The sequence below is a fragment of the Streptomyces asoensis genome, assembly GCF_016860545.1.
Classification (GTDB): Bacteria; Actinomycetota; Actinomycetes; order Streptomycetales; family Streptomycetaceae; genus Streptomyces; species Streptomyces asoensis.
Map to the genome: position 1 here is coordinate 1,771,452 of NZ_BNEB01000005.1, position 16,015 is coordinate 1,787,466.

The window sequence follows — 16,015 nt, forward strand, 5'->3', positions numbered from 1 at the left end:
CCGTCGAAGCGGTATTGCAGGGTGTTCGGTGGTGTCTCGCTCACCCGTCAGACCCTCTCATCTCCCACGGCCGCGCGGGCGACGGGGGGTCGGTGGGCACCGTTCCGCACAGCTCACGACAGGTCAGGGCGGAGGTGTCCTCCCGTGACGGCGGCCGGACGTCACACCGCGCGCACGGGTACGGGGGGCGAGGCACCAGGGGCCTGCGGAACGCGGGAGCAGGGCGCGTTCGCGCCGGTGGTCAGAGGTCGTCCGCCGTACCGAGGCCGGTGAGGGCGCCGACCGGGTCCGGGTCGGGTGTGCCGCGCGGCCACCAGTCGTCCTGCCCGGGTTCCGATTCGTACGCGTACCACAACCCGTCCTGTCCGAAGCGGAGTTGGACATGGCCCCGGGGGTGGGTCAGGTGGTTGCGGCGCGGCCGGAACGCGGGGAGGTCGGCGGCGAGGAGGAGGGGCCGGGCCCGGTCGAAGCGCCCGGCGGGCGGATCCCAGGTCTCCTCCAGGACGGTGAGCCCCTCCGGCCCGCCCTGCCGCCACGCGGCCACGGCCCGGGCCAGATCGGAAGGGGTGCGCCCGACGGCGGCGGCGAGCGCGGCGTAGAGGGCCCGGGTGGAGACGGTGAGCCCGGAACCGGGGCGGGACGCGGCGAGCCGGACGGCGTCCCGCCACAGGTCGAGTTCGCCGATCTCGTCGTGGCCGGTGGCCAGCAGGGCGTGCGCACGGGCGGCCGCGTCGGTCGCGAGGTGGTCCAGTGCGAAGGAGTCGGGGCCGTCGGGCGCGGAGGGATAGGCCGGGGGCTGCTCCGGATGCGGCGGCACCGGCAGCGGCGCGGGCAGCGGCGGGAGCGTGCGTGCGGCCAGGGCCTCGGCCGCCCGCACGCCCGGCAGGGGCTCCGGGTCCTGCTGCTGCGCGGCACGGGCCGCCCGGGTGGCGTTACGGCGGGACAGCGCGTCCAGCACCTCGCGTTCGCCCCGGCCGCGCAGCAGGAGCAGCACGAACGGGTCGGCGTCGAGCAGCCGCGCGGTCTGGTAGCACAGGGCCGCCGCGTGCTTGCAGGGGTGTCCTCGGTCGGGGCAGCTGCACTGCGGCTCCAGATCGCCGGGCCCCGGCAGCAGCGGCACCCCGCAGTCGGCGAGGGACTCGGGCATCTCCTTGTCGAGCAGCGCGGCGATGTGGCCGGGCCGCTCGACGGCCGCCTCCAGGAACCGCTCCCAGTCCGCGTCGCCCAGCGTGCGCAGCCGCACCTGCACACGGTAGGGACGCGGACGGCTGCCCTGCACGTACGCCAGGACGAGCCCGGGGGTCACCGTGATCGCGTCCACGCTCCCGCGCTCCGCGTAGCCGCGTCCGCGGGCCAGGCGCTTCAGGTCGAGGGCGCCCTCCTCGAGCGCGGTCACCCAGGCGTTGCCCCACCAGGTGCCGGCGAACGGCCCGTCCGCGCGGGGCGGGAACGCCGGGAACGTACGCCGGTGATCACCGTCGCGCGCGGGGGCGCCCATGGAGCGGGGCGAGTGAGCGGGCTCCGGAGCGCCCCGAAGGGCGTCGGACGGCTCGGTGCGGGGTGCGGGTTCGGGTGCGGGTTCCGGTGGGAGCCGGTCGCCGGAGGGCGCCGCGGGCACCGTCACAGCGCCGAGGGCCGTCCCGTCGGCGACGGCGTCGGGGGCGGTCTCCTGGGACACGGCCCCGCCGCCGGTGACCGCGTCGGGCTCGGCCGGGTCCTCCGGCGGCATGCGGAAGGCGCCCGCGAGCATCTCCCGTACGGCGCGCGCCCGCCCGTCGGCGACGGGATCGCGGGTGCGGTCGGGCCGCCGGACTTCGGCCGGACGTACGTCGGTTCGGGGACGCCGGGCATCCTCCGCCGTCCTGCGGCCCGTCCGGAGCCGGCCTCCGGCAGCGGCCTGCCGGGCCTCCGCCTCCTGCCGGGCCTCCGCGCGTGCCGCACGCAGTGCCTCGCGGGCCGCGTCCCCGGGCCTCGGCGGCGGGGACGCCTGGGCGGACCGGGTCCCGGCGTCCGCCGATGCGGCGTCCTCGGACCGTGCGCCGTCGGCGGTGGTCTCCCCTGACGGGGTGCTTCCCGGATCGTCCCCCTGCGGGGTGCCCCCCGGCTGCGCGGAAGCCCGCACGGAGTCGGCGGCCGCGGCCGCCGGGTCGGCGGGAGCGCCCGCGGCCGGCTCCCCGGCGAGGGGATCCCCGGGGGCGCCGACGCCCGCCGTGGCCACGGTTTCCGGCACGGACCCCGGCTCCGGTACGAACCCGGGCTCAGGTACGGCCCCGGGCCCCGTGACGGACCCGGGCTGCCGCCTGGGAGCGGTGTCCGCCGGGGGTGCGGAGGCCGGGCGGCGCAGAGCGGCGCGGGCCGCGTCCGCGGGACGGGAGGCGGGCGAGGACACGGGCGCGGGAGCCGCGGCGGGATCGCCCCGCCGCTGCGGAGGCTCGGGAGACGGAGCCACGGACGGCTGCGGTTCCTGGGCGCCTTCCCGGGCCGCGCGCAGTGCCCGGCGGGCCTCGGCGGCGGGGCCGGTGTCCGTCTCCCGAGCGGTGTCGGGCGCAACGGGGGTGCCGTCGTCCTCGGTCCCGTCCATCACGCCTCCCTCCGGAGCCGGACCAGGTCGGACAGTTCGCGGTCCGTGAGTTCGGTGAGGGCGGACTCGCCGGAGCCGAGGATCGCGTCGGCCAGGGCGCGCTTCGCGTGGAGCATCTCGGCGATGCGGTCCTCGACCGTGCCCTCGGTGATGAGCCGGTGCACCTGGACGGGCTGGGTCTGGCCGATGCGGTAGGCACGGTCGGTCGCCTGTTCCTCCACCGCCGGGTTCCACCAGCGGTCGAAGTGCACGACATGGCCCGCGCGGGTGAGGTTGAGTCCGGTCCCGGCGGCCTTCAGGGAGAGGACGAGCACGGGTGTCGCGCCCTCCTGGAAGCGGTCGACCATCCGCTCCCGCTCGGGTACCGGCGTACCGCCGTGCAGCAGGTCGACGGGGACCGCGCGGGCGGCGAGGTGGGCGGTGATCAGGCGTGCCATGCCGACGTACTGGGTGAAGACGAGGGCCGAGCCGTCCTCGGCGAGAACCGTGTCCAGCAGCTCGTCGAGCAGGGTGAGTTTGCCGGAGCGGGCGGCCAGGGAGTCCCCGACGGACGCGGCCTCCTCCTTGAGGTAGAGGGCCGGGTGGTCGCAGATCTGCTTGAGCGCGCCCAGGAGCTTCAGCACCAGCCCGCGGCGGGCGATGCCGTCCGCCGTCTCGATGGCGAGCAGCGACTCCCGCACCACCGCCTCGTACAGGGCCGCCTGTTCACGGGTGAGGGGCACCGGACGGTCGGTCTCGGTCTTGGGCGGCAGCTCGGGCACGATGCCGGGGTCGGACTTCTTGCGGCGCAGGAGGAACGGGCGCACCAGCCTGGCCAGGCGCTCCACCGCCTGCTCGTCCTCGCCGTTCTCGACGGCGCGCGCGTGCCGGGCGCGGAAGGACTTCAGGGGGCCGAGGAGTCCGGGTGTCGTCCAGTCGAGCAGGGCCCAGAGTTCGGAGAGGTTGTTCTCGACCGGGGTGCCCGTCAGCGCCACGCGCGCGGGGGTCGGGATGGTGCGCAGGGCCTTGGCCGTGGCGGAGAAGGGGTTCTTCACGTGCTGGACCTCGTCCGCGACGACCATCCCCCAGGCCTGTCCGGCCAGGGACGGCGCCGCCGAGCGCATGGTGCCGTACGTGGTGAGGACGAAGCCGCCGCGCAGGTCCGCCAGGGTGCGGTCGGGGCCGTGGAAGCGGCGGACGGGGACGCCGGGCGCGAAGCGCTCGATCTCGCGCTGCCAGTTGCCGAGGAGGGAGGCCGGGCAGACCACCAGGGTCGGTTCGGGGCGGGCCCGCTTCAGGTGCAGCGCGATGACGGTGATCGTCTTGCCGAGGCCCATGTCGTCGGCGAGGCAGCCGCCGAGGCCGAGGGAGGTCATGAGGTCCAGCCAGGCCAGGCCGCGCAGCTGGTAGTCGCGCAGGGTCGCGTGCAGTCCCGCGGGGGGCTGCGCGGGGTGCACGCCGGTGGTGAGGCGGTCCCGCAAGGTGGCCAGGGCGCCGACGGGAACGGCCTCGACGCTCTCGCCGTCGACCTCCGCGGTGCCGCTCAGGGCGACGGCCAGGGCGTCGACGGGGTCCAGCAGACCCAGCTCCCGTTTGCGGGCCTTGCGGACGAGCGCCGGGTCGACGAGGACCCACTGGTCGCGGAGCCGGACCACCGGGCGGTGGGCCTCCGCCAGGGTGTCCATCTCGGCCTCGCTGAGCGGCTCGCCGCCGAGCGCCAGCTGCCAGCGGAACCGGAGCAGTTCCTCGCTCTCGAAGAAGCCCGTGCCGTCGGTCGCGGAACCGGGCGCGGGCCGCACCACCGCGGCCGCGCTGAGGTCCTGCGCCAGGTCCCTCGGCCAGTGCACGGCGACCCCGGCGGCCGCGAGCCGGGTGGCCGCGACGCCGAGCAGCTCGCCCAGTTCGTCCTCGGACAGGGCCAGGACGTCCGGCGTGTCCCGTTCGGCGAGCCGGGCGAGCGGCGGCCAGACGCGGGCCGCGCGCCGGACGGCGAGGGCGGCGTCCACGCGGGCGCGCGGCCCGAAGGACGCGTCCGCCTCACCCGCCCACAGGGCCGCCGCGTCGGTCATCAGGGTGGGGTCGGCGAGGCTGTGCACCTGGACGACGGCCGCGCCCGCGCGGCGCGTCCCCTCGCCGTCGTCGACCCGGTCGAACATGTCGTACGCGGAGAGGTCGAGGCGGAGCGAGACCCGGACGCCCGCGTCCATCCCCGCGGCGACCTCGGCGGCCCAGTCGTGCGCGCCGGGCAGCCGCTGGGGGCGGCGGTCCGCGAAGGGCCTACCGCAGGCGTGGGGCGCGGCCGGGGTGCGGGGCAGGGTGTCCGCCACGGCGTCCAGGAAGGCCCGCATCAGGGCCTCGGGCCGGGGCAGCCGCAGCGCTCCGGAGCCGGGGAGCGGCACGGCGTGTCCCTCGTACGGGAGTGCGGCGGCGACCGCGCGCAGGTGGGCGACGTCCTCCGGGTCCAGGGGGCCGGCCCGCCAGGCGTCGTGTCCGGCGGGTGTCAGGCCGGGCAGCAGGCGGCCCCGTGCGGTGAGCCGCAGGGCGTGCAGCGCGGCCGCGCCCCAGCAGGCGGTCGCGGGGTGGGCGGCGGGGTCGCGGCGGGCCCGCACGAGCAGCGGGAGCGCCCGGTCGAGCGGGAGGGAGAGGGCGGGCACCTGCGCCCGGCGGATGGACGACCCGTGGCGCCGGACGACGGTCAGTTCCGTGCGCTGCGCGTCGGCCGCGGCGGGCAGGGTGCCGTCCGCCGGGTCCCAGAAGGCGACCCGCCCCTCGCGCGGGAGCGGGGCGGGCAGGAACAGGGCCGCGAGTCGTACGGGAACGGCTGCGGGCCCGGCCTCGACCGCGCCCTCGGTCATGACGCCCATGCCTTGTGTCCACCTCCCGCCCGTCTGCCGGATCAGTCGTCTTCGACTCTACGGGCGGGGTCTGACAATCGGTCCCGCAGGCCTGCCCGGGCCGACAGTTCGCGCGGCCGCGGGCGGGCCGAGCAGCGGCGGGGTCCGGTCAGGGGACCGTGCGCGAGACGACGTAGACGAAGGGGTAGATCGCGTTGCCGGTGTTCACCACGATGTCCAGCGTCGGCATGGGCCGCTTCTGCTCGTGGACGATGCCGAAGTCGTCGCCGGGCCGCGAGCCGGCGCCCGTGAACTTCCAGCCGGTGATCTCCTGGTCGCGGGCGCTGATGGTGATGTCGCCCTTCTTCAGCTCGGCCCGGGTGACGCCGATCTCCGCGAGGAACTGGTCGAGGCCGACCTGGGTGGTCTGGAACTGCGCGTAGAGACGGCTGGTCTTCCAGTTGTTCGTCTCGTAGTAGGCGACCTGGTTCGACGGGTGCGGGATAGGCACCTGGTACAGGCGGCGCTGGACCTTGGACGGCCAGCCCTCGGTGAGACCGGTGGCCGAGTACTTGGCCTCCTTGTCCTTGCCGCTGTCGCGGCTCTGGTTGGCGGAGATCACCAGGTAGCCGGCCGGGACACCGATGAGCAGCACGATGATCAGCAGGGTGAGGGCCCTGCGCCGGACGACGTGCCGGCGGTCCTCGGGCGGGCGGGGCGGCTCGTCGGGGGACGCGGCCTGGCGGGGCAGCGGTGCGGTCATGCGGTGTCCCGGGTGGTGCGGGGCGGTGCGGTGGTCATGCGGTGTCCTGGGTCGTGCCGGGTGGTGCGGGGCTCACGCGGTGTCCTGGGTCGTGCCGGGTGGTGCGGGGCTCACGCGGTGTCCTGGGTGCGGCGGGCGGCCTCCGTGAACCGTTCGAAGCGCTCGAAGCGCTCCACGCGGCGGCGCTTGGCGCGGCGGAAGCGGCGGGCGACCAGCCGGGCCAGGTCGGCGGCGCCGACCATACCGGCCTCGGGGCCGAGCTGGGCCCGCACGATACGGGCCTCGGGACGGTAGCCGCGGCCGGTGAGCTGACGCTTGAAGGCGTCCCGCGCGGGGCTGATGAGGAGGTCGTCGGCGGCCGAGACACCGCCGCCGATCACGAAGCAGGACGGGTCGAGGGCGGCCGCCAGGTTGGCGATGCCGACCCCGAGCCACTGGCCGATGTCCTGGAGCAGCTCGATGCACATCGCGTCGCCCTCGCGGGCCAGCTCGGTGATCATGGGCCCGGTGATGTCGCCGATGTTGCCCTTGACGTGCTCGATGATGCCGTACGCGACCGGGGAGTCGGCGGCGGCCAGTTCGCGGGCCTCCCGCACGAGCGCGTTGCCCGAGCTGTACTGCTCCCAGCAGCCGCGGTTCCCGCACGGGCAGCGGTGGCCGCCGGGTACCGCCTGCATGTGGCCGAACTCGCCGGCGACGCCGTACTTGCCGCGCTTGACCTGGCCGTCCTCCAGGATCGCGCCGCCGATGCCGGTGCCGAGGGTGATCATGACGAGGTGGTCCTCGCCGCGTCCCGCGCCGAAGCGCCACTCGGCCCAGGCGGCGGTGTTGGCGTCGTTGTCCACCAGGACGGGGACCGACAGGCGGCCGGAGAGGCGGTCGCGCAGCGGCTCGTTGCGCCAGGACAGGTGCGGCGCGAACAGCACGCGGTTGCGGTCGGCGTCGACCCAGCCGGCCGCGCCGATGCCCACGGCGTGCACGTCGTGGCGGTCGGACAGGTCGAGGACCAGCTCGACGATGGTGTCCTCGACGACCTTGGGGCTCTTGGACTTGTCCGGCGTCTCGGTGCGCAGTTTCTCCAGGATGTTGCCGTCGGCGTCGACGACCCCCGCCATCACCTTGGTGCCGCCGATGTCGATGCCGACCGTGGGCACCCGGGGTGCGGTGAGGTGCGACCTGCGCTCCCTCGTGCCCACGGTGCGCAGTGCGGTGGCGCGGCGGGAGCCGATGGGGGCCGTGAAGTTGCCGTAGGTGCTCATCGTCGCCGATTCTGCCTCACCCTCCCGCCGGGTGCCGAGCCGGGCGAACAACGGGGGCGCCCTTCGCACACCCGTCGCGAGGCCCCTCCCGGGGGCGGAACGCCCGTCGTCGGCGTTGTCCGGACATGCGGTCACCTTGTCCGGACAATACGACCCGACCGGCTCCGGTCGGTCAGGGGCGGACGAGCAGCTGGAACTCGAAGGAGTAGCGGGTCGGCCGGTAGATGTGGTCGCCGTACTCGACCGCGCGGCCGGTGTCGTCGTAGGTGGTGCGCTGCATGGTGAGCAGGGGCGCGCCCTCCTCCTCGGCGAGCCGCTCGGCCTCCGCGGCGGTGGCGGCGCGGGCGCCGATGGACTGGCGCGCGCTGTGCAGGGTGATCCCGGCGGCCCTCATCAGGCGGTACAGACCGGTGGCCTGGAGCTGCGCGCTGTCGAGGTCCAGCAGGCCGGAGGGGATGTGGTTGCACAGGTACGCCATCGGCTCCCCGTGCGCCAGCCGCAGCCGCTCGACCCGGTGGACGTCACTGCCCTCCGCCACCGCGAGGGCCGCCGCGACCTCGGCCGACGCCGGGACCACGGTGTTGACCAGGACCGTCGTCGCCGGACGCTGTCCCGCGGCCTCCAGGTCGTCGTAGAGGCTGCTGAGTTCGAGCGGGCGTTTGACCTGGCTGTGCACGACCTGCGTACCGACGCCCCGGCGGCGCACCAGGAGGCCCTTGTCGACGAGCGACTGGATCGCCTGGCGCACGGTGGGCCGGGACAGGCCGAGCCGTGCCGCGAGTTCGATCTCGTTGCCCAGCAGGCTGCCGGGAGTGAGCGATCCGTGCTCGATGGCCGCCTCCAGCTGCTGGGCCAGCTGGAAGTACAACGGCACCGGCGAGCTTCGGTCCACACGGAGTTCGAGCTGCACGGTCGGGTCCACCTCTGGTTTCGGCACGGGCCGAGCGTAGCTCCGTGGCCGGTTGACGGGAAGTTGTGCAGTTCGGTTGTCCGGACATGCGCATTGACAGCGCGCGGCCTGCGACGTCACTTTTGTTTCATGCGCATCGGGGTCATCGGGACGGGCCGCATAGGCACCATTCATGCGAACACACTCAGCCGTCACCGCGAGGTCGGATCCCTCATCCTGACGGACGCGGATCACGCGCGGGCCCAGGAGCTGGCGTACCGGCTCGGCGAGACCGCCGCCCCGGGGGTGGACGAGATCTTCCGCTGGGGCGTCGACGCGGTGGTGATCACGACGGCGACGTCGGCCCACGCCGAACTGATCGGTCGGGCAGCACGCTCGGGGCTCCCGGTCTTCTGCGAGAAGCCGATCGCCCTGGATCTGGCGGGCACCTTGCAGGCGATAGCCGAGGTCGAGAGCGCCGGAACGATCCTTCACATGGGCTTCCAGCGCCGCTTCGACGCGGGGTACACCGGGGCGCGGGAGGCGGTGCGCTCGGGACGGCTGGGGCGGCTGCACACCGTGCGGGCGCTGACGTCCGACCAGTCTCCGCCGCCGGCCGACTGGCTGCCGGTTTCCGGCGGGATCTACCGGGACGCCCTCCTGCACGACTTCGACTGTCTGCGCTGGGTGACCGGGCGCGAGGTGATGGAGGTCTACGCGGCCGGCTCGGACGCCGGGCCCGCGATGTTCCGTGCGGCGGGGGACGTCGACACGGCGGCCGCGGTCCTCACCCTCGACGACGGCACCCTGGCCACGGCCACGGCGACCCGGCTGAACGGGGCGGGCTACGACGTGCGCATGGAGCTGGCCGGGGAGCTGGACCAGATCGTCGTCGGTCTGGACGACCGCACGCCGATCGCGTCCACCGAGCCGACCGGTCCCCCGGCCGCGGACAAACCGTGGACGGGGTTCCTGGAGCGGTTCGAGCCCGCCTACGAGGCCGAGCTCAACGCCTTCGTGGACGTGGTGCGGGGCGAACGGGCCAACCCCTGTGACGGCCGCGAGGCCCTTCAGGCCCTGCGGATCGCCGAGGCGTGCGAGGTGTCGCGCCGGGACCGCAGGGCGGTCCGGCTCTCGGAGATCCCGGCGACGGACGCAACGGCCTGACCACGACCGCCCCGTCCGGGCGGGGTGGGTCACCAGCGGACCGGGAGGCTGCGCATCCCGCGCATCAGGGCGCCGGGGAGCCACTCGCCGGGCGGGCCGTCGAGCGCCAGGTCAGGGGCGCGCTCCAGCAGCGACCGGATCGCCGTGCGGGCCTCCAGACGGGCCAGCGGGGCGCCCAGGCAGTAGTGGACGCCGTGCCCGAAGGCCAGGTGGCCCCGGCTCTCGCGGCGGATGTCGAACCCGTCGGGTGCCGGGTAGCGCGCCGGGTCCCGGCCCGCCGCGGTCAGACCGATCATCACCGCATCGCCCCGGGCGACAGGCGTGCCGGCGATCTCCAGCGGTTCGGCGGCGAACCGGAAGGTGGCGTTCTCGACCGGTCCCTCGTACCGCAGGGCCTCCTCGACGGTGCCGTCGAGGAGGGACATGTCGGCGCGCAGGGCGGCCAGCTGGTCCGGGTGCGTGAGCAGGGCGTGGACGGCGTTGCCGATCAGGTTGACGGTGGTCTCGTGGCCCGCGACGAGCAGGAGGAACGCCATGCCGCGCAGTTCACCCGGCGAGAGCCGGTCGCCGTCCTGCGCGGTGGTGCGGATCAGGTCGTCCAGCAGGTCGCCGCTCGGCCCGGCGCACCGCTTGTCCTCGATCAGCTCGGTGAGGTACGCACCCAGCCGTACGAAGGCGTCGTGTTCGCTCTGCGGGCTGCTGGGCGCGACGGCCTCGCCGGACAGTTCACGGAACGCCGGGCGGTCCCGCTCCGGTACGCCGAGGAGCTCGCAGATGACCGTCAGCGGGAGCGGGTAGGCCAGCGACTCCACCAGGTCGGCGCGGCCGCGGGGCAGCATCGCGTCGAGCAGGTCGCCGGTGATGCGCTCGATGCCCGGCCGCAGTTCCGCCACGCGGCGTGCGGTGAAGGCGCGCGAGACCAGGGCACGCAGGCGCGTGTGCTGCGGCGGGTCGGCGGCCAGCAGGTGCTTGCCGATCAGCTCCTCGTCGAGGAAGGTGGCGCCGATCCGCGCGGAGTCCTTGGCCAGCCGGGGGTCGGCGAGCGCCGCGCGCGCCTCCTCGTGGCCCACGACGAGCCAGGTCACGTAGGAGTCGGGCGCGGGAAGCCGCACCCGGTGGACCGCACCGCGCTCGCGCAGCCGCGCGTACACCGGATGCGGGTCCCGGCGGAACCCGTCGCCGAACTCCCCCAGGTCGATCTCCTCCGCCATGTGCGCCCCCTCCGGTCACGTTCCGCGACGCTCGCGTCACCCGTCCAACGTCCGGGCCGGCCGCCTAGTGCCCGCCGCGCCGGCCGCGCGGCCCCTCCCCGCCGTTCGCCCGGTCGGCCCCCGCCGGGTCCGCCGGGTCGGCCGGGTCCGCGGCGCGGCCACCGGCGTCGTCCAGCAGCCCCGCGTCGTAGGCGAGCAGGGCGATCTGTACCCGGTTGTTGAGGCCGAGCCGGGCCAGGAGCCGGGAGACATGGGCCTTGACGGTGGCGACGCTCATGAAGAGCTCGGCCGCGATGTCCGCGTTGGACAGCCCCCGGCCCACCGCCACGGCCACCTCGCGCTCGCGTTCCCCCAGGGCGGTGAGGCGTCCGCGTGCGTGGGTGCGCCGGTCGTCGGCCGCGCTCCCGGCCGCGTGGTCCATCAGCTGCCGGGTGACGGCGGGCGACAGGACCGGGTCGCCGGCCGCGACCCGGCGCACGGCGTCGAGGATCTCGGCCGGCGGGGTGTCCTTGAGGACGAAACCCGCGGCGCCCGCGCGGAGCGCGCGCAGCACCTGCTCATCGGCGTGGAAGGTGGTCAGCACCACGACCTGCGGGGCGTCCTCGCGTCCGCGCAGCCGTTCGGTGGCGGTGATCCCGTCCACGGCAGGCATCCGGATGTCCATCAGGACCACGTCGGGACGGGTGCGCTCCACGAGGTCCGCGACCTCGCCGCCGTCGGCGGCCTCGCCGACGATCTCGATGTCGGCGGCGCCCCCCATCATGAAGGCCAGACCGGCCCGCACCAGGGGATCGTCGTCGACGAGGAGGAGTCTGATGGCAGTCATGGCCCTCACGTAATCACGGTTGCGGGCGCCCGCGCCGACGGTTCACGACGGCCGGGACGGCGGCGCGGGACGGGGGGAACCGCGCCCGGGCCGGCGCGGGAGGCCGCGGCGGGGGTCAGGGGGCCGGGCCGGAGCCGGGGGGCCGGGGCGGGGTCAGGGAGCGGCGGGCCACGGCAGCCACGCCCGTACCTCGAACCCGCCGCGCCCCCAGGGCCCGTGCTCCAGCCGGCCTCCGGTCAGGGTGGCCCGCTCGGTCAGTCCGATCAGCCCCTGGCCGGAACCGGGGACCGGGGGGACGTCGCCCTCGGGGGCCGGGTTGCGCACGGTCACGGCGAGGCCCTCGCCGGGGCCGCCGGTGACGCTGACCGCCACTTCCGCGCCGGGGGCGTGCTTGCGGGCGTTGGTGAGGCACTCCTGCGCGATGCGGTAGGCGGTGCGGCCGACGGACGCCGGGACGGACGCCGCGTCGGTGACGTGCCGTTCGAGGACGACCTTCGTGCCCGCCGCACGGGACTCGGCGACCAGGCCGTCCAGGGCGGCCAGCGTGGGCTGCGGACGGCCCGCGTCGTCGGAGTCGCCGGCCCGCAGCACGCCGATGATCTCCCGCAGGTCCTGGAGCGCCTCGTGGGCGCTCTCCCGGATGACGCCCGCCGCGCGTGCGATCTCCTCGCGGGGCGCGTCCGGGCGGAACTCCAGCCCGCCCGCGTGCACGCTGAGCAGGGTCAGCCGGTGGGCGAGCACGTCGTGCATCTCGCGGGCGATGGCCTCGCGCGCCAGCCGCTGCGCCTGTTCGGCGCGCAGCCGGGCCTCCGTCTCGGCGCGCCGGGCACGGTCGCGCAGGCTGAGCATCAACTGCCGTTTGGACCGGACGAACATCCCCCAGCCGATGGCCGTGACGGTGAACAGCACGCTCCACGCCACCGCGGGCACGTACGACAGGGTGGGATCGGGGCGGGCCCAGGCCAGCAGCGGGATGAGGGCGATCTCGGCGCCGCCCACCCAGGCGACGCAGCGGAACGGCCGGTGCACGGCGAGGGAGAAGAGGGCGACGGTGCAGGCGCCGGCCGAGGTGGTCGACAGGAAGCCGAGGGGGACCATCGCGGCGGCCAGGGCGACCGGCCACCGGCGGCGCAGCCAGACGGCCGCGCAGGCGAGCGCCCCCAGCAGCTGGTCGGCCGCGGCGACCGCCTCGGGAAGCTCCCGCTCGCCGGGCAGGTTGTCCGCGACGGCCAGCCCGACGGTCACGGCCAGGAGGAAGCAGCAGAAGTCGACGGCCCAGTCCCGTGCGGTGCGCCGGTGCGGGCGCCCGGGACGCTCGGGGTCGGGGGCGAGTTCCGCGACCACGGCCGACGGCAGCAGCCATCGGTGTCCGGTGAACCCGGGCGCCGCCGGCGCCACGCTGTCGTCTGCCCTCATGACCGGCAATCTACGCAGCGCGGGGCCGCGGCACCCACGCGTGCGCGGGAATCGCGACCGATGGGCGGGAGCGGTCGACCGAGGTCGCGCGGCCAACTACTTTCGGCGCGGCCGGACCGCCGGACCACGCACTTTTGTCGGACCGGTCGCGCCGCTCGGCCGATGGCGCGCCGGGCCCGGGCGCGGCGAGAGTCCTCGTCATGAAGGAACTGCTGGGAGTGCTCGGCTTCCTCGCTCTGGTGCAGGGGGTCCTCGGGCTGCTGCACGCGTTCACCCGTTGGCACCTGGGACTGGTGCAGCGCCTGGGCTTCCTCGACGGCTACGAGGTGTACGTGAGCGTCGCGCTCGTCGTGCTGGCGTTCGCCCTGTTCGCGGCCTCGGACAGCCGCAAGCCGCGCTAGCACGGTGCCCGGATCCGCCCGGGGTCCGCGGTTAACACCGTGAAAACTTCTCGGGACCGACGGCGAATTCCCCGTTCTTGTCATTGACATGACACTTTCTACGCGCGTCATCATGAAGCCATGAGATTCCCCCCACGGATCACTCGCGCCGGCCTCTCGGCCGCGGCCCTCACCGCGCTCCTCGTCGGCGGCACCGTCTCCGCCACCACCGCCCACGCCGCCGTCGGCAGCGTCTGCTACACGAAGCTGCCCTCGCAGGCCTACGACACGCTCCGGCTGATCGGCCAGGGCGGACCGTTCCCCTACTCCCAGGACGGGGCCGTCTTCCAGAACCGGGAAGGCGTCCTGCCCGGCCAGGCGTCCGGCTACTACCACGAGTACACGGTGAAGACGCCGGGCTCCTCGACGCGCGGTGCGCGCCGCGTCGTCACCGGGAAGAAGACCGACGAGGACTACTACACCGCCGACCACTACGTGACCTTCAACCTGATCAACTACGGCTGCTGAGAACCCTCGCCCCGCGGTCCCCCCACATCTTCGGGCCGCGGGGCGAGGGACGCCGGCCGGGCCGTCCGGACGGGCGCTCGCGGTGCCGGCCCGGGGACTCGACGTCCGTTCACCGCCGGCGGGCCCGGGCCCCGGCGGCTGGGATGGACCCATGACGACGACCGAAGGAACACTGGACGGCAGGGTGGCGCTGGTCACCGGCGGCAGCCGCGGCATCGGGGCGGCCACCGCCCTGCGGCTCGCCCGCGAGGGAGCGGACGTGGCGGTGACCTACGTGAACGGCGGCGCGGCCGCCGAGGACGTGGTCAAGGCGGTGGAGGAGCTCGGGCGGCGGGCGGTGGCCCTGCGGGCGGACTCGGCGGACCCCGACGAGGCGGCCGGGGCGGTGGACCGCGCGGTCCGGGCACTGGGCGGACTCGACGTCCTGGTGAACAACGCGGGCGTCGGTGTCCTCGGCCCGCTGGAGACCCTCTCCCGCTCCGACGTCGACCGGGTGCTCGCCGTCAATGTGCGCGCGGTGTTCCTGGTCTCCCAGGCGGCCGCCGCGCGGATGCCCGACGGCGGCCGGATCATCACGATCGGCACCTGCATGACCCAGCGCGTGCCCGGTCCGGGCGGGACGCTGTACGCCATGAGCAAGGCGGCGCTGATCGGCCTGACCAAGGCCCTCGCCCGTGAGCTGGGGCCGCGCGGGATCACGGCGAACCTCGTCCATCCGGGGCCGATCGACACGGACATGAACCCGGCCGGCGGACCGTACGCGCAAGGACAGGCGACGATGACCGCGCTGGGCCGCTTCGGCACGGCGGACGAGGTGGCCGCGACCGTCGCCCATCTCGCGGGGGCCGCGTACGTCACGGGCGCCGAGTTCGCCGTGGACGGCGGACACGCGGCCTGAGCGCCGGGGCGCGCCGCGCCGGCGGCGCGGGACCGCGGCCCACGCCCGTCCCTGTGCGCGCCCCGTCCCCCCGCGGAACGCGCGGGGGGGGGGGGGGGGGGGGACGGCGGCGGGCTCAGCCGCCGAGCTCCTGGTGGCGCGCGGTCAGATCCGCCGCGCCCGTCTCCGTGAGCGAGCCGAACAACCGCAGGCGGGAGATGCCGCCGTCGGGATAGATGTCCACGCGCGCGTGCGTGCCGACGGCCGGGGCAGGCAGGACGAAGCGGTGGTCGGTGTCCGGCTGGAGACGGGTGCGCGGGAGGATCTCCGTCCACGCTCCGCCCTCGCCCTCCCTGACCGACACGGAGGCCCAGCCCGCGCTGTTGCCCTTGAGGTACGCCGTGTCGATCTCCAGGGCGCGGATCAGCGCCTGCGCCGTCAGGCGGTAGCTGATCCAGTCGTTGCCCCGGTCGCGGCGGCGGCGGGTCTCCCAGCCGTCGTCCATCTTGCGGGAGCGGCCCGGCTGGATGGTGTTGCTCGCGGGTGAATAGAAGCGGTCGGAGGCATCCTCGGCCCGGCCGCCGTTCTCCAGGGCGACGACGTCGAAGGTGCCGAGAGCGGTGAGCCAGGCGGGATCGGGCACGACCTCGCCGTGGACGCGCAGGCGGGCGATGCCGCCGTCGGGGTGCTGGTTGACCCGCAGGTGGGTGAAGCGCTGCTCCACCGACACGGCGAAGCCGTTCGCCGCGTGGCCGCCGACCGGCGTGCGCGGGACCAGGGTCGTCCACTTGACGTCGTCGCCGAGGAGTTCCGCCGGGGACGGCGAGCCCGGCACCGAGGTCCCCTCGACCGACACCGCCTGCGGGTAGTTGCCGCGGAAGTGGGCGGTGTCGACGACGATGCCCCTGATCACCCCGGGGGCGCCGAGGCGGACGAGCGCCCAGTCGTGGTCGTCGTCCGTCGGCCACGGATGGTCGGCCGACGCGCCCCGGCGGCGGCGGGTCTCCCAGCCGTCCATGATCTTGCCCTTGTGGCCGAAGCGCTCCGGGTCGAACTCGGCGGGGCCCGGGAGCAGCAGGTTCTCGCGCTGGGCGAAGAACTCGTCGTTGGCGGCGACGACCGAGGCTCCGAGCTGCCGGCCGGCGAGGTCGACGTGCCGGGTGAAGGGGAAGTCGGCGGTGCGGTAGTCCGCGTAGGGGTCGCCGCCGCCGTAGGGGTTCGCGTCGCCGGTGAAGGTCTCTGTCGCCGTCACGGTCTTCTGGTCTGCCTTTCGGGGGTCGGCCGGTGCGGGTGCGGGTGCGAGAG

General features: G+C 75.1%; 13 protein-coding genes. 4 read left to right on the forward strand and 9 right to left on the reverse strand.

Features of this window, described 5'->3' with window-relative positions; all coding sequences use genetic code 11:
* Positions 1-241: 241 nt before the first annotated feature.
* The 5 genes from Saso_RS30690 to Saso_RS30710 all read right to left on the reverse strand — a co-directional run bounded on the left by Saso_RS30690 (position 242) and on the right by Saso_RS30710 (position 8,326).
* Positions 242-2,581 (reverse strand): SWIM zinc finger family protein, encoded by a 2,340-nt coding sequence (locus Saso_RS30690; RefSeq protein WP_189923319.1) that lies wholly within the window; start codon positions 2,579-2,581, stop codon positions 242-244.
* A complete protein-coding gene (locus Saso_RS30695) occupies positions 2,581-5,424 on the reverse strand; it encodes a DEAD/DEAH box helicase (RefSeq protein ID WP_372442513.1) in 2,844 nt (947 codons plus the stop codon). The genes Saso_RS30690 and Saso_RS30695 overlap by 1 nt, the downstream gene beginning before the upstream one ends.
* A 139-nt stretch (positions 5,425-5,563) precedes the next feature.
* Positions 5,564-6,157: a sugar kinase gene (locus Saso_RS30700; protein WP_189923317.1), complete on the reverse strand. Its 594-nt coding sequence runs from the start codon at positions 6,155-6,157 to the stop codon at positions 5,564-5,566.
* Positions 6,158-6,267: 110 nt separating this feature from the next.
* Complete coding sequence (locus Saso_RS30705) at positions 6,268-7,416, reverse strand: ROK family glucokinase (protein ID WP_189923315.1); 1,149 nt, start codon at positions 7,414-7,416, stop codon at positions 6,268-6,270.
* A gap of 172 nt (positions 7,417-7,588) precedes the next feature.
* The gene (locus Saso_RS30710; RefSeq protein ID WP_189923409.1) at positions 7,589-8,326 is read right to left on the reverse strand and encodes a GntR family transcriptional regulator; all 738 of its coding nucleotides are present in this window, start codon (positions 8,324-8,326) and stop codon (positions 7,589-7,591) included.
* Positions 8,327-8,455: 129 nt separating this feature from the next.
* On the opposite strand from Saso_RS30710, the gene Saso_RS30715 reads away from it, so the two are divergent.
* Positions 8,456-9,472 (forward strand): Gfo/Idh/MocA family protein, encoded by a 1,017-nt coding sequence (locus Saso_RS30715; protein WP_189923313.1) that lies wholly within the window; start codon positions 8,456-8,458, stop codon positions 9,470-9,472.
* Positions 9,473-9,501: 29 nt separating this feature from the next.
* Here Saso_RS30715 and Saso_RS30720 read toward each other — a convergent pair whose 3' ends face one another.
* The 3 genes from Saso_RS30720 to Saso_RS30730 form a co-directional block, all read right to left on the reverse strand.
* Entirely contained in the window at positions 9,502-10,683 is a 1,182-nt protein-coding gene (locus tag Saso_RS30720; RefSeq protein WP_189923311.1) for a cytochrome P450 family protein, read from the reverse strand.
* A gap of 64 nt (positions 10,684-10,747) precedes the next feature.
* The gene (locus tag Saso_RS30725) at positions 10,748-11,509 is read right to left on the reverse strand and encodes a response regulator (RefSeq protein ID WP_229901330.1); all 762 of its coding nucleotides are present in this window, start codon (positions 11,507-11,509) and stop codon (positions 10,748-10,750) included.
* A 153-nt stretch (positions 11,510-11,662) separates the two neighbouring features.
* Positions 11,663-12,925 (reverse strand): sensor histidine kinase, encoded by a 1,263-nt coding sequence (locus Saso_RS30730; RefSeq protein WP_189923310.1) that lies wholly within the window; start codon positions 12,923-12,925, stop codon positions 11,663-11,665.
* A 200-nt stretch (positions 12,926-13,125) separates the two neighbouring features.
* Between Saso_RS30730 and Saso_RS30735 the strand changes: the two genes are divergently transcribed.
* The 3 genes from Saso_RS30735 to Saso_RS30745 all read left to right on the forward strand — a co-directional run bounded on the left by Saso_RS30735 (position 13,126) and on the right by Saso_RS30745 (position 14,731).
* A complete protein-coding gene (locus Saso_RS30735) occupies positions 13,126-13,326 on the forward strand; it encodes a hypothetical protein (RefSeq protein WP_189923308.1) in 201 nt (66 codons plus the stop codon).
* Positions 13,327-13,446: 120 nt separating this feature from the next.
* Positions 13,447-13,833 carry a guanyl-specific ribonuclease gene (locus tag Saso_RS30740; RefSeq protein WP_189923306.1) on the forward strand — a complete coding sequence of 129 codons (387 nt, stop codon included), beginning with the start codon at positions 13,447-13,449 and terminating at the stop codon, positions 13,831-13,833.
* Between the two features lie 151 nt (positions 13,834-13,984).
* On the forward strand, positions 13,985-14,731 hold the full coding sequence (locus Saso_RS30745; protein ID WP_189923304.1) for a 3-oxoacyl-ACP reductase family protein: 747 nt from the start codon (positions 13,985-13,987) through the stop codon (positions 14,729-14,731).
* Positions 14,732-14,846: 115 nt separating this feature from the next.
* On the opposite strand, the gene alc is transcribed toward Saso_RS30745, so the two are convergent.
* Positions 14,847-15,962, reverse strand: a complete 1,116-nt coding sequence (alc, locus tag Saso_RS30750; protein WP_189923302.1) for an allantoicase — start codon at positions 15,960-15,962, stop codon at positions 14,847-14,849.
* Positions 15,963-16,015: the final 53 nt, after the last annotated feature.

Bases quoted from the DNA above. Each gene is read 5' to 3' on its own strand.
- Saso_RS30695 (WP_372442513.1), bottom strand. From the start codon at position 5,424: ATGGGCGTCATGACCGAGGGCGCGGTCGAGGCCGGGCCCGCAGCCGTT.
- Saso_RS30715 (WP_189923313.1), top strand. From the start codon at position 8,456: ATGCGCATCGGGGTCATCGGGACGGGCCGCATAGGCACCATTCATGCG.
- Saso_RS30735 (WP_189923308.1), top strand. From the start codon at position 13,126: ATGAAGGAACTGCTGGGAGTGCTCGGCTTCCTCGCTCTGGTGCAGGGG.
- Saso_RS30690 (WP_189923319.1), bottom strand. From the start codon at position 2,581: ATGGACGGGACCGAGGACGACGGCACCCCCGTTGCGCCCGACACCGCT.
- Saso_RS30745 (WP_189923304.1), top strand. From the start codon at position 13,985: ATGACGACGACCGAAGGAACACTGGACGGCAGGGTGGCGCTGGTCACC.
- Saso_RS30725 (WP_229901330.1), bottom strand. From the start codon at position 11,509: ATGACTGCCATCAGACTCCTCCTCGTCGACGACGATCCCCTGGTGCGG.
- Saso_RS30740 (WP_189923306.1), top strand. From the start codon at position 13,447: ATGAGATTCCCCCCACGGATCACTCGCGCCGGCCTCTCGGCCGCGGCC.
- Saso_RS30720 (WP_189923311.1), bottom strand. From the start codon at position 10,683: ATGGCGGAGGAGATCGACCTGGGGGAGTTCGGCGACGGGTTCCGCCGG.
- Saso_RS30730 (WP_189923310.1), bottom strand. From the start codon at position 12,925: ATGAGGGCAGACGACAGCGTGGCGCCGGCGGCGCCCGGGTTCACCGGA.
- Saso_RS30705 (WP_189923315.1), bottom strand. From the start codon at position 7,416: ATGAGCACCTACGGCAACTTCACGGCCCCCATCGGCTCCCGCCGCGCC.
- Saso_RS30700 (WP_189923317.1), bottom strand. From the start codon at position 6,157: ATGACCGCACCGCTGCCCCGCCAGGCCGCGTCCCCCGACGAGCCGCCC.